The organism is Paucibacter soli (assembly GCF_037482845.1).
Lineage (GTDB): Bacteria > Pseudomonadota > Gammaproteobacteria > Burkholderiales > Burkholderiaceae_C > Paucibacter_B > Paucibacter_B soli.
The window spans coordinates 61,716-73,956 of the sequence record NZ_JBBHJW010000013.1 but is presented as its reverse complement, the minus strand read 5'-3'; the positions used below and the strand labels follow the sequence as shown (position 1 = coordinate 73,956).

10 protein-coding genes are annotated in these 12,241 nt (G+C 70.1%); 7 read left to right on the top strand and 3 right to left on the bottom strand.

Annotation, left to right across the window (positions count from 1 at the left end; genetic code table 11):
- Window positions 1-47 precede the first annotated feature (47 nt).
- From WG898_RS23195 to WG898_RS23185, 3 genes are all read left to right on the top strand, one after another.
- Window positions 48-1,208 (top strand): sigma-54-dependent Fis family transcriptional regulator, encoded by a 1,161-nt coding sequence (locus WG898_RS23195; protein ID WP_339605153.1) that lies wholly within the window; start codon window positions 48-50, stop codon window positions 1,206-1,208.
- Window positions 1,209-1,291: 83 nt separating this feature from the next.
- On the top strand, window positions 1,292-2,551 hold the full coding sequence (gene soxC / locus WG898_RS23190) for a sulfite dehydrogenase (protein ID WP_339605152.1): 1,260 nt from the start codon (window positions 1,292-1,294) through the stop codon (window positions 2,549-2,551).
- Complete coding sequence (locus tag WG898_RS23185) at window positions 2,538-3,101, top strand: c-type cytochrome (protein WP_339605151.1); 564 nt, start codon at window positions 2,538-2,540, stop codon at window positions 3,099-3,101. The genes soxC and WG898_RS23185 overlap by 14 nt, the downstream gene beginning before the upstream one ends.
- A 3-nt stretch (window positions 3,102-3,104) precedes the next feature.
- Here WG898_RS23185 and WG898_RS23180 read toward each other — a convergent pair whose 3' ends face one another.
- Both WG898_RS23180 and WG898_RS23175 read right to left on the bottom strand, forming a co-directional pair.
- Window positions 3,105-4,400, bottom strand: coding sequence for a 3-deoxy-D-manno-octulosonic acid transferase (locus tag WG898_RS23180; RefSeq protein WP_339605150.1), 1,296 nt, complete (start codon window positions 4,398-4,400; stop codon window positions 3,105-3,107).
- The gene (locus tag WG898_RS23175; protein WP_339605149.1) at window positions 4,397-5,785 is read right to left on the bottom strand and encodes a phosphomannomutase/phosphoglucomutase; all 1,389 of its coding nucleotides are present in this window, start codon (window positions 5,783-5,785) and stop codon (window positions 4,397-4,399) included. The genes WG898_RS23180 and WG898_RS23175 overlap by 4 nt, the downstream gene beginning before the upstream one ends.
- 427 nt (window positions 5,786-6,212) lie before the next feature.
- On the opposite strand from WG898_RS23175, the gene WG898_RS23170 reads away from it, so the two are divergent.
- From WG898_RS23170 to WG898_RS23160, 3 genes are all read left to right on the top strand, one after another.
- On the top strand, window positions 6,213-6,944 hold the full coding sequence (locus WG898_RS23170) for a substrate-binding periplasmic protein (protein WP_339605148.1): 732 nt from the start codon (window positions 6,213-6,215) through the stop codon (window positions 6,942-6,944).
- A gap of 62 nt (window positions 6,945-7,006) precedes the next feature.
- Window positions 7,007-8,560 carry a DNA-3-methyladenine glycosylase 2 family protein gene (locus WG898_RS23165; RefSeq protein ID WP_339605147.1) on the top strand — a complete coding sequence of 518 codons (1,554 nt, stop codon included), beginning with the start codon at window positions 7,007-7,009 and terminating at the stop codon, window positions 8,558-8,560.
- Complete coding sequence (locus WG898_RS23160) at window positions 8,557-9,510, top strand: DMT family transporter (RefSeq protein WP_339605146.1); 954 nt, start codon at window positions 8,557-8,559, stop codon at window positions 9,508-9,510. Before WG898_RS23165 ends, WG898_RS23160 begins: the two co-directional genes overlap by 4 nt.
- A 70-nt stretch (window positions 9,511-9,580) precedes the next feature.
- Here WG898_RS23160 and WG898_RS23155 read toward each other — a convergent pair whose 3' ends face one another.
- Window positions 9,581-10,258 (bottom strand): PEP-CTERM sorting domain-containing protein, encoded by a 678-nt coding sequence (locus tag WG898_RS23155; RefSeq protein WP_339605145.1) that lies wholly within the window; start codon window positions 10,256-10,258, stop codon window positions 9,581-9,583.
- A 172-nt stretch (window positions 10,259-10,430) separates the two neighbouring features.
- Between WG898_RS23155 and WG898_RS23150 the strand changes: the two genes are divergently transcribed.
- The gene (locus WG898_RS23150; RefSeq protein ID WP_339605144.1) at window positions 10,431-12,167 is read left to right on the top strand and encodes a winged helix-turn-helix domain-containing protein; all 1,737 of its coding nucleotides are present in this window, start codon (window positions 10,431-10,433) and stop codon (window positions 12,165-12,167) included.
- The last annotated feature ends 74 nt before the right edge of the window (window positions 12,168-12,241 follow it).

Below are 12,241 nucleotides of genomic sequence, written 5' to 3'. Positions count from 1 at the left end.
GCGCTCATTGTTCATGCGCTGACCAGCCAGCTCTTGCGGGAGGCCTCTTGGTTGCACCCTATGCTCCACCGTCCGCTGCGGGACAGCTGGCGAACTTCGCCGGCCTGAGCCCGAGCCTGCACGCCCAGGCGATTGCCAACTCGCACGAGCGCTGCCGCGCCTTCGGCCTGGTCAGCACCGGCAGCCCCGACCTCGGCCGCCTGGCCCCCGAGCCGCTGCGCGAGCTGCAGGCGCGCAATGCCCGCCTATGTGCCCAGGCCCTGCCGGTGATGGACATGCTGTACGAGCAGCTCATGCATGCGCAAAGCATGGTGCTGTTGACCGACGCCAGCGGCACCATCCTGCATGCCCTGGGCGACCCGGGCTTTCTGGGCCGCGCCCAGCAGGTGGCGCTGGCGCCCGGCGCGCTCTGGGCCGAGGCCGACAAGGGCACCAACGCGGTCGGCACGGCGCTGATGACCGAGGCCCCCACCCTGGTGCATGGCCAGGAGCATTACCTCAAGGCGATGCAGTTCCTGACCTGCTCGGCGGCGCCCATCTTCGACCACCGAGGCGGCCTGCTGGGCGTGATCGACGTCTCTGGCGACCGCCGCTCCTACCATCCGCACACGCTCGCCCTGGCCGGCATGTCGGCGCGCATGATAGAGGCGCAGTGGTTTGTCGACCGCTTCCGCCACAGCATGCGCCTGCATTTCCACGCCCAGCCGCAAGCCCTGGGCACGCTGCGCGAGGCGGTGCTGGCGCTCGACGAGGACGGCCGCATCCTCGGCGCGAACAGGCCCGCGATGGACTTGCTGGCGCTCACGCCCGCGGCGCTGCGGCGCGAGACCGTCGGCTCGCTGCTGGGCTGCGGCCTGGGCGCGCTGGCCGAGGCCGGCCGGCGCTGCGGCGAGGAATACCTGCGCCTGCGGCTGCCGCAGCGCGGCGAAGAAGAGATGTTCCTGAAACTCTGCCTGCCGCAGTCCGGCCTGGCTCAGCAGCGCGCCGTGGCGCAGCAGGAGTTCGCGCAAGACCCGACCCCGGCGCGGGAAGCCATGCCAAGCCAGGCCGCGGCGCCCGTCAGCCACAGCCTGCGCGAGGCCGAGGCCCAGACCATCCAGGCCGCCGTGCTGGCCGCCGCCGGCAATCTCTCGCTGGCGGCGCGCCAGCTGGGCATTGGGCGCAGCACGCTGTATCGCAAGTTGCGCGAAGTAGGCCCCCGGTCATGAACCCAGGTTAATGCACCAGCCCGCAGCGGGCCCCACAGTCGCGCTGCGGCCAATTTGCGCCGCGCCTACCCATCGGGATCCTCGTGGCATTGATAGAAAAAAGAAGTGACCATAGATTTCTGCCGCCAGCCAGCGCCGGCGGCGGCCTGCTGGAACGCCGCTCGTTCCTGGCCAGCGGCCTGGGCCTGAGCGTGGCGCTGGCGCCCGGAAAATCCGCCGCCGCGAGCGTCGTGGCGCCCGGCGGCCCCGACCTGGCCTATGGCCAGCCCTCCGCCCACGAGGCCGCGGTACAGCGCAGCGAATCGCGCCTGGCGGGTTTCAGCGTGTGGCGCACGCCGCTGGCGCAGCAGCGCGGCATCATCACCCCCAGCGGCCTGCACTTTGCCGTGCATCACAACGGACTGCCCGAGATCGACCCGCAGCGCCATGCGCTGATGATCCACGGCCTGGTGGATCGCCCGCTGCGCTTTGACCTGCAGCGCCTGGCGCGCTACCCGATGCGCAGCCAGATCCGCTTTCTCGAATGCGCGGGCAATACCGCCGCCAACGCCCTGTCGCCCTTCGCCAAGGACGAGTCGGCCACCGAGTTGTTTGGCGAACTCTCCGGCACCGAGTGGACGGGCATCCCGCTGGCCCTGCTGCTCAGGGAGGCCGGCATCAAGCCAAGCGCCAAATGGCTGGTGGCCGAGGGCGCCGATGCCGGCGCGCACAGCCGCAGCCTGCCGCTGGACGCCGTGCTCCAGCACGGCCTGCTGGCGCTCTACCAGAACGGCGAGCGCCTGCGCCCCTCGCAGGGCTATCCCATGCGCCTCATCATGCCGGGCTGGGAGGGCAATGTGAACGTCAAGTGGCTGCAGCGCCTGGAGCTCAGCGATCAGCCCGCCTACAGCAAGGACGAATCGGGCCTCTACACCCAGGTGCTGGCGGATGGGCGTATCGAGCGCTTTGCCTTTGCCATGGACGTGAAATCCGTGATCACCCATCCCAGCGGCGGCCAGCAGCTGGCCGATCCCAAGGGCTTTTACGAGATCTCGGGGCTGGCCTGGTCGGGCCATGGGCGCATCGCCCAGGTCGAGGTGTCCGCCGATGGCGGGCGCAGCTGGGCGCGCGCCGAGCTGCAGCCCCCCGTGCTGGACCGCGCCCTGACGCGCTTTTCCATACCCTGGCAATGGAGCGGCAAGCCCGCGCTGCTGATGAGCCGCGCCAGCGACGAACAGGGTCGCAGCCAACCGACACGCGCCGACTGGAAGCGCCGCTATGCCGCGCATTCCTTCAACCACTACAACGCCATCCAGGCCTGGCAGGTGGCGCGCGACGGGAGGGTCAGCAATGTCTATGCCTGAGTCGCTATGGTTTCTTTTTGCCTTGCTCGCCGGCCCGGCCCTGGCACAGCCCGCCGACATCGGCCTGGGCGAGCCCCTGACGGCCGCGCAACTGGAGCCCTATGCCATCACCGTGTTCCCCGACGGCCGTGGCCTGCCGCCCGGCCAGGGCAATGCGCGCGCGGGTGCCCTCGTCTATGCCCGGCAATGCGCGGCCTGCCATGGCGCGCGCGGCATCGAGGGCCCGGCGGCCCGCCTGGCCGGCAGCGACGGTTTTATCGCCTGGAGCGATCCCTTGCGTCCGCTGCGCATCCTGAAGTACCCGCTGCTGGTGCAATCGGTGGGGGCGCGCTGGCCCTATGCCACCACGCTGTTCGACTATGTGCGCCGCGCCATGCCCTACCACGCACCGCGCAGCCTGAGCGCCGACGAGCTCTATGCCGTCACCGCCCATGTGCTGCATTTGAACGGGCTGGTGGATGAGCAGACGCTGCTGCACCAAGGCAATCTGGCCAAGGTGCGCATGCCGGCGCTGGAGCGCAGCGTCTCGGCGTGGCCGGCGCCACCTTGAGCATCAGCGCAACAAGCCGCCCACCGCCTCGGCCATGCGCTTGGCCGCGCCGCGGTGCGCGGCCGCAAAGCGCTCGGCCCGCTGGCCGGCCTGCGCCAATGCGCCAGGGTCGGCCAGCAGGGCCAGCGCGGCGTCCAGGCCTTGCTGCATATCGCCGACCCGCTGGGCCGCACCGGCCGCCAGCGCCAGCTCCGCCGCCTCGGCGAAATTGAAGGTATGCGGCCCCATCACCAGCGGGCAGGCGCAGGCGGCGGCCTCGATCAGGTTCTGGCCGCCCAGCGGCGCGAAGCTGCCGCCCAGCAGAGCGACATCGGCCAGGCCGTAATAGAGCGCCATCTCGCGCATGCTGTCGCCCAGCCAGGCGTCGGCATTGAGTGCCGCTTCGGGGGGCAGGTCTTGCCACTCACTGCGGCGTGCCAGGCTCAGGCCTTGCGCGAGCATGAGCGCCGCCACCTCGTCGAAGCGCTGCGGATGGCGCGGCACGATCAGCAACAGGGGCCGGCCGGCGGCCGGCAGCCGCGCCCAGGCCTGCAGCAGCATCGCCTCCTCGCCCTCGCGCGAGACCGCCAGCAGCAGCACCTGGCGCGCACCCAGCGCGGCGCGCCAGGCGCGGCCACGCGCCAGCAGCGCGGCGTCGGGCTGCAGGTCGTACTTCAGATTGCCCATCACTTCGACGCGCGGCACACCGCCCGCGCGCAGGCGCTGGGCATCGGCCTCGGTCTGCGCCAGGGCCAGGGCCAGGCCGCGCACCGCCGGCGCCAGCAGCAGCCGAAAACGGTCGCCCTGGCGCGCGCTCTTGGCCGAGAGCCGCGCATTCGCCGAGACCATGGGCACGCCCGCCACACGCGCGGCGTGCAGCAAATTGGGCCAGATCTCGGTTTCCATCAAAAGGCCGATGGCCGGGCGCTGGCGCCGCATGAAGCGACGCACCGCGCCGGGCGTGTCGTAGGGCAGCCAGACTTGTGTATCGCCGGCGCGCAGCAGGGCCTGGCCGGCCTCGCGGCCGGTGGCCGTGCCATGGGTGAGCAGCAGCCTCATGCCGGGGTGCTGGGCGCGCAGCGCGTCGATGAGGGCGGCGGCGGCGCGCGTCTCGCCCAGCGAGACCGCATGCAGCCAGACCGCACCGGCTGCGGCCACCGGCCCGCCCAGGGCCAGGCGCTCACGCCAATGCGCGCGGTAGAGCGGCTCGACCGCGCCGCGCCGCCACAGCCGCAGCAGGTAGTAGGGCGTGAGCAGACGCAGCAGCGCACCGTAGACCCAGCGGGCCAGGCGTTCGGCGAGGCTTTCCTTGCCTGTCAATGGCCGGCCGCGAAGGTGGCGTCGGGCTTGACGCGCTTGAGCTGCGCCAGCACGTCGTGCTGGATGCGCTCCAGCGCCGCGGGCGTGTGGCCCTCGAAGCGCAGCACCAGCACCGGCGTGGTGTTGGAGGGCCGCACCAAGCCGAAGCCGTCCTCGTACTCGACACGCAGGCCGTCGATGGTGACGATCTCCCGGGCGCCCGGGAACTCGGCCACCTCTTTGAGCCTGGCCACCACCTCATGGTGCTCGCCCTCGGCGCAGGGCACGTTGATCTCGGGCGTGTTGAAGCTGTTGGGCAGGTCGTTCAGCATCGCGCTTGGGTCGGCCGAACGCGAAAGGATTTCCAGCATGCGGCCGGCCGTGTACATGGCGTCGTCAAAACCGTACCAGCGTTCGGCGAAGAAGATATGGCCGGAGAGCTCGCCGGCCAGCGGCGCGCCGGTTTCCTTGAGCTTGGCCTTGGCGAGCGAATGGCCGGTCATCCACATCAGCGGGCGGCCGCCATGCGCGCGTATCCAGGGGCCCAGGCGCTGGCTGCACTTGACGTCGAAGATGATCTCGGCGCCGGGCTGGCGCGCCAGCACGTCGGCGGCCAGCAGCATGATCTGACGGTCCGGCATGATCATCTGGCCGTCCTTGGTGACGATGCCCAAACGATCGCCGTCGCCGTCGAAGGCCAGGCCCAGCTCGGCGTCGCAGGCATGCACGATGCGCTTGAGGTCTTCCAGGTTCTCGGGGCGCGAGGGATCGGGATGGTGGTTGGGGAAGTCGCCATCGACCCTGGAATAGATGTCGATCACCTCGCAACCAAGCGCGCGCAGGATCGCCGGGGCGCTGGCGCCGGGAATGCCGTTGCCGCTGTCGACCACGATCTTCATCGGGCGGGCCAGCTTGCAGTCGCTGACGATGCGGTGCGCGTACTCGGCGCCCACGTCCATCTGCGCCACGCGTCCCCTGCCCTTGGCATAGTCCTCGGCCTCGATGCGCCGGCGCAGGCCCTGGATCTGCTCGCCGTAGACGGCCGCGCCCTTGAGCACCATCTTGAAGCCGTTGTAGTCCTTGGGGTTGTGGCTGCCCGTGACCATGATGCCGGAGTTGCAGCCATGCTGGCCGCGCGTGGCCGCCACGTAGTAAAGCATGGGCGTGGTGACGGCGCCGATGTCCACCACGTCCAGGCCGGTAGCACGCAGGCCACGGATCAGCGCGGCGACCAGGGCGGGGCCGGAGATGCGGCCGTCGCGGCCCACCGCCACCGCCTTCTCGCCGAGCTTGCGGGCCTCGGTGCCGAAGGCGCGGCCCAGGTGCTCGGCCAGTTCTTCGTTCAGCGTCGTGCCGACCACGCCGCGGATGTCATAGGCCTTGAAGATGGATGCATTGACTTGCATGAATGTCCTGTCTTGCCTTGCTCGGCGAATTGGATTTGGGCGGATTGTAGGCACGCGTGCTGTGGCGGCCATGTAACTTGCCGAGCGTCGGCCAGCGGCCCCTGCCCTGGGAGCATCCCTCTACGCTTGGCCAGACTCGACCACGACACTGCACGCCATGCCCACCCTCGACGCCCTCATGCAAGACCTGGCCTATGCCCGCAGCCGCTATTTTTCAAGCTGCACAAGCGGCGCGATGAGCTGAGCCGGTTTTTTGTGCGCTTTCGCGGCCTGCCCCGCGAGCTGCCGGTGAGCCGCGCCTATGTGCACCTGTTCAAATCCATGTAGGACGGCGCGTCCATGGAACGACATGAATCAGGCGCGGTGCTAGAGTCGGCAGGGTCCAGGGAGTCAACGGCCGGCACAGGCTTTTTACGCAACCATGCCCATGAACTTGCGCCGTCAGCTGCTTGCTCTGTTGTCTGGCCTGCTGCTCGCTGCTGCCGCCGTGGCCGGCCCGCCCAACACCCTGCGCTGGATCGCGGGCGATCTGCCGCCCTTCGTCTGGCAGGGCAGCCAGGGGCCCGAGGGCTATGCCTACGAATTGGCGCAGCAGATGTCGCAGCGCCTGGGGCGCAACGACGTGGTGGAGTTCTACCCCTGGGCGCGCGCGGTGCGCATGGCCGAGGAGGGCGAGATCTTCGGCATCTTTCCGCTCGCGCGCACACCCGACCGCGAAGCCAAATTCCGCTGGCTGATCCTGTTGGCCCATGTGCGCTACAGCTTCATTGGCCGGGCTGGCGAGCCCAACCTGAGCCTAGATCAGCTGCGACCGGCCCGCATCGGTGTGCTGCGCGGCTCGCCCATCATCAAGAACCTGCAGGCCGAAAAGTTCACCAGCATCACCGAGGCCAAGGACTACAGAGACCTGCTGCGCATGCTGCGCAGCGACATGCTGACGGCCGTCTATGCCGGTGCGCCGATGCTGCAGGCCGCCATCGAGCAGTACGGCTACGCGCGCGACGAATTCAAGACCCATACCAGCCTGGGCGAGGCCGACCTCTATATGGGCAGCTCGCTGCGCCTGCCCGACGCCGAAGCCGAACGCTGGCTGCAGGCCTACCAGCAACTCGTCGCCGATGGCACCGTGGCCAGGTTGCAGCAGCGCTACCTGAAGTAGCGGCGCAGGGATATGTCCGGATCCGGCCAGTGCCGCGCCGGGTGCGCCCCTATCATGGCTGCATGCCCGCAAGCTCCGAAATCAGCTCCGAACCCAGCCCAGAGCTCAGCGCCGAACAATGCTACCCCGCCCTGCTGGCGCGCGATGCGCGCTTCGACGGACGCTGGTTTGTGGGCGTCACCTCCACCGGCGTCTACTGCCGACCGATCTGCCGGGTGCGCACGCCCAAGGCCGAGAACTGCCGCTTCTTCGGCAGCGCCGCGCTCGCCGAGGCCGCGCGCTTCAGGCCCTGCCTGAAATGCCGGCCCGAGCTGGCGCCGCGTCCGGGCCGGCTCGCCTGGTCGGTGATGGATGCCTCGCGCACCCTGGCCCTGCAGGCCGCCGCCTGGCTGGACCGCGCCGAGGAGGCCGAGCATGGCGAGGGCTCGATGGAGGTGCTGGCCGCGCATCTGGGCATCACCAGCCGCCATCTGCGCCGCATCTTCCTGGCCGAGCATGGCGTCACGCCGCTGCAATACCTGCGGACGCGCCGCCTGCTGCTGGCCAAGCAGCTGCTCAGCGAGACCTTCATGCCGATCGCCGAGGTGGCGCATAGCGCCGGCTTCGGCAGCCTGCGGCGCTTCAACGCCGCCTTTGCCGAGCAGTACCGGCTCCAGCCCTCGGCGCTGCGGCGCGGCCAGAGCCCCAATCTGAGCGCCTGCGGCGAGCCCAGGCTGGCGCTGAATTACCGCCCGCCCTATGCGGTCGATGCGCTGCTGCAATTCCTGGCGGCGCGCGCCATACCCGGCATCGAGGAAGTGAGCCTGGCCGAGCGCCGCATCGTGCGCAGCCTGCGCGTGCGCCATGGCGGGCAATGGCTGGCGGGGCGGGTCGAGCTGCAGTTCGATGCCTTGCGGCCGCGCGTCTGGCTGCTGCCCTGCTCGACCGTCTGGCCGGCGGTGGCCAGCCTGATGCCCAGCCTGCGCCGCTGGCTGGATCTGGATGCCGAGCCCGCCAGCATCGATGCCTGCCTGGGCGCGCTCGCGCAGGCGGAGCCCGGCATGCGACTGCCCGGCTGCGTCGACCGCTACGAGCTGGCGGTACGCGCGGTGCTGGGCCAGCAGGTCACGGTGGCGGCGGCGCGCACCCTGGCCAGCCGCTTTGTCGAGCGCTTCGGCGAGCCCCTGCCCGAGGGTCAGGCCAGTGCCAGCGTGCACCGGCTGTTCCCGAGCCCGGCGCGCATCGCCCTGGCGGGCGTGGACGAGATCGCCGCTTTAGGCATCATCCGGCGCCGCGCCGAGGCCCTGATCGCGCTGGCGCGCGCCTGGCCCGAGCTGCGCTTTGCCGCCGGCCTGGGCACGCGGGCCGAGGCCCTGGCCGAGCTGCAGGCCCTGCCCGGCCTGGGCCCCTGGACGGCGCAATACATGCTGATGCGCGGCTGGAGCTGGCCCGATATGTTTCCCGAGGCCGATGTGGTGCTGCGCAAGCAGCTCAGCCCACCGGACGCGCCGCTCAAGCCGCGCGATGTACAGCAAGCGGCCGCGGCCTTTGCGCCCTACCGCAGCTATGCGGTGCTGCAGCTCTGGCGCCGCGCCGCGCTGGCCGATGCGGCCAAGAAGAAAGCGAAGAAGCCATGAAATCGATAGACCTGGGCGAGCTGGCCCTGCTGGCCGCCATCTGGGGCGCCTCTTTTCTCTTCATGCGCCTGGGCGCGCATGAGTTCGGCCCGCTGGCGATGGCGGCGCTGCGCGTGGCCGGCGCCAGCCTGTTCCTGCTGCCGATACTGGCGGCGCGCCAGGGCCTGAGCGAGCTGCGGCGCGAGTGGCGCCCGCTGCTGGTGGTGGGCCTGCTCAACAGCGCCATCCCCTTCGCGCTCTACGCATACGCGGCGCTTTCCATCAGCGCGGGGCTGTCCAGCATCCTCAACGCCACCACGCCGCTGTGGGGCGCGCTGGTGGCCTGGATCTGGCTCTCCCAGGGCCTGAATGCCAGCCGCTTGAGCGGCCTGGCGCTGGGCTTTGCCGGCGTCGCCTTCCTGGCCTGGGACAAGGCCAGCTTCAAGCCCGGCGGCAGCGGCTGGGCCATCCTGGCCTGCCTGCTGGCGACGCTGGGCTACGGCATCGCGGCCAACTACACCAAGCGTTATCTCGTCAAGGTCGCCCCGCTCACGGTGGCCACCGGCAGCCAGCTCACGGCGGCCCTGATGCTGGCACCGCTGGCCGCCTGGCAATGGCCGGCCCAGTGGCCCAGCGCCCAGGCCTGGACCAGCGTGGCGCTCTTGGCGGTGCTGTGCTCGGGCATCGCCTACATCCTCTATTTCCGCCTGATGCAGCGGGTGGGGCCCACCAACACCATCGCGGTGACCTTTCTGATCCCGGTGTTTGCGGTGCTGTGGGGCTATCTCTTCCTGGCCGAGGCCTTCACCCTGCACATGGCGGCGGGCTGCGCCATCGTGCTCTTGGGCACGGCGCTGGCGGTGGGGTTGCTACGGCTGCCAGCGCGCAGGCGTTCGCCCCCGAACTGGCAAAGTCCGCCGCACAAGGCACAAGAGCAAGGTCGTGCAGGCACAGGCATGGAGAATAACTAGCTGAGTGATCGTCGAGGTGGCCGCATGAACTTCATGGGCCTGCCAAATGGCGCAAGGCCAGGGATACGGTTCATGGCAGCGTGCTGCGTCGGCGGCGCAGTACCCACAGCGCCCCGGCGGCGAACAGCAGCGCCGACGCCGGCTCGGGAACGGCGACCACATTGCCTTCGAGCAGTACGCGGTCGAAGATCGCCAGGCTCGCCGGACTGTTGCCCTTCAGTGAGAGCTGGACGCGCAAGGTCTGCAGGTCGTCGCGCGTCACGAAGGCACTCCAGTTGGCCTCCTTCCAACCAAAGCCGCCCGGCCCCAGGTCGGTGACGGTGATGTCGCCACCGGCGCTGTCGAACCAGTTGACGCCTGCATCGGCATTCGGCCACACGGCAATATTGCGGTTGCTGCCGGCCGTGTTGCGCGCGATGAACCCGAAGTGGGCGTCGGTGACCTGGAACGTGAAGCCCGGGTCCGCGCTCAGCGTGAAGTCGAACATGTAGCCGCCTTCGCTCTTCAGGAGCTGCATCGCCATGTTGCCGCCACCCAGGTCGACGAAGCTGTGCGGCGCGACGCTGCCGTCGGCCTTGCGGCCTGCCACCGGCGTCGCCGCGAGATGCGTCGCGACCGTCTGCGCCGTCGTCGTGCCGACACCGCTGCCGAAGGTGAACTCGACCAGGTTGATGGCCTGTGCAGGCAGATGCAACAGCGCCAAGGCGAAGAGCGGCGCCACGCGGGCGCCCAGGAAGCTGCGTGTCATGACGGACCTCCAGGTTGATGAGCTGCTGTCACGCGGCTCTCCGGCAGGCGGAAAGCAATGCCATGCTGCCGCAGCGGCAGCCCTTGCGACCGAGGGATCGCCGAGGTTTGACCGAGGTTTTGGCCGATTAAGATGCACCCGAGGGACGGGGTGAACCTGAGCGAGGGAGCCTGTGGAGTTCGAGTCGGGATTTGTAATCGCCGGGCGGGAAGTCTTTCCGCTCGAGGGACGCATCGGCAGCAGCAAGGGCAAGCTGCGCGTCGAACCCAAGGCCATGGCCGTCCTGATCGAACTCGCGCGGCACGCGCCGCAGGTACGCACGCGCAAGCAGATCGAGCAAGCCGTTTGGCCGCGCGGCTATGTGAGCAACGACGTGCTCACGCGCTGCATCGGACAGCTCCGGCGCTCGCTCGGCGACAACCCCAAGGCGCCCAGCCTGCTGGAGACGATCCCGCGTCGCGGCTACCGGCTCTGCGCCCAACCACAGCCCATGGTCAGGGCGCCATCCGACACCGCGATGCCTTCAGCCTCCGCCGTCGAGACGCTGCTCGTGCTGCCGTTTCGACACCTTGCGGCCCAGCGCGAGGGCTTTGTCGCTGAGGGCCTCACCGAACTGCTGATCCTGCGGCTGTGCGGGCTGCGCGGCATGCGCATCCTGTCGCGCACGACGGCCATGCAGTTCGCCAGCACCACGGCCAGCATAGGCGACATTGCCGCCCGCACCGGCGCGGACTGGGTCGTCGAAGGGTCGGTGCTGCAGGCGGGCGACAGGGTGCAGGTCATCGCCCAGCTCATCGACGCGCGCACCGACGCTCACATCTGGGCCGCCGACTACTCACGCGGGCTCGAGGACCTGCTGGCAATGCAGAACGAGATTGCCGAGCGCGTTGCCATGGCGATTCGCGCCCAGCTCGGCGCGGCCGAAGTCCCGACGCCCGCCGCGCCGGCGCTGGCCTCGGCCGGAGTGCGCGACTATCTGCGCGGGCGCCATCTGCTGAGCCGACGCACCGTGCCGGCGCTGCGCGAGGCGATCCAGGCCTTCGCTGCCGTGACCCAGGGCGCGCCCGACTACGCCCCGGCATGGGCCTCGCGCGCCGAGTGCGAGATGTTACTGATGCACTATGGCGCCGCGCCCGCTGCCGAGCTGCTCGCGCCCTGCGAGGCGCATCTCGAGCACGCCCTGGCACTGGACCCGCAACTCGGCATCGGCCTGTCGACGCGTGGAGCGATGCGCTTCTTCTTCGCGCTTGACTTCGAAGGCGCCGCGCGTGACCTGCAGCAAGCCTTGCACCTGCTGCCGAGCTACGGCTTGGCCATGGTGCAACTCGCCAGCGTGGCCCTGGTGCGCCACCAGTTCGACGAGGCGCGAGCCTGGATCGAGCAGGCCTTGCTCGTCGACCCGCTGGACGTCGGGGTGAACATGAACTTTGGCGACCACATGATCCTGCAGCGCCGTTACGGCGACGCGGCCGTGGCGCTGCAACGCGCCCTCGAACTCGCCCCGTCACACCGCCCGAGCCGGCTGCGCCTGGCCTGGGCACTCGCGCTGGCCGGCCAGGCCGACGCAGCGGCCAGGGCCCTGGCGGCCTGCGGACCCGAGAACGACGCCGATGCGACCTGGCTGGAATACGCAGCACTGGTCGCGGCGGCACAAGGCGCCACGGCGCGGGCCGCCGCCTACGATGACGCGCTCCGATGCATCGCGGCGCAGCAGCGCGTCTCCCCCTGGACATTGGCGCGCAGCGCGGCGGCCGCGGGGCGCCTTGCTGCGGCGCTCGACGAACTCGCCGTCGCTGGCCGCGAGCGCTCGAGTTCATGGCCCTTCCTGCGCCTGACCCCGGCCTTCGACGCACTGCACGGCGACGCGCGCTTCGAGGCGCTGGCAGCGAGCCTGCCCGGCGCACCTTGACCGCCAGCCGCTGGTGGCCACCGCGCTGTAGACCCCGCCGTTGGCCAGCGTGCGGTAGGCATTGGCCAGCGCCA

Bases quoted from the DNA above. Each gene is read 5' to 3' on its own strand.
- WG898_RS23160 (WP_339605146.1), top strand. From the start codon at position 8,557: ATGAAATCGATAGACCTGGGCGAGCTGGCCCTGCTGGCCGCCATCTGG.
- WG898_RS23170 (WP_339605148.1), top strand. From the start codon at position 6,213: ATGAACTTGCGCCGTCAGCTGCTTGCTCTGTTGTCTGGCCTGCTGCTC.
- WG898_RS23165 (WP_339605147.1), top strand. From the start codon at position 7,007: ATGCCCGCAAGCTCCGAAATCAGCTCCGAACCCAGCCCAGAGCTCAGC.
- WG898_RS23175 (WP_339605149.1), bottom strand. From the start codon at position 5,785: ATGCAAGTCAATGCATCCATCTTCAAGGCCTATGACATCCGCGGCGTG.
- WG898_RS23155 (WP_339605145.1), bottom strand. From the start codon at position 10,258: ATGACACGCAGCTTCCTGGGCGCCCGCGTGGCGCCGCTCTTCGCCTTG.
- WG898_RS23185 (WP_339605151.1), top strand. From the start codon at position 2,538: ATGTCTATGCCTGAGTCGCTATGGTTTCTTTTTGCCTTGCTCGCCGGC.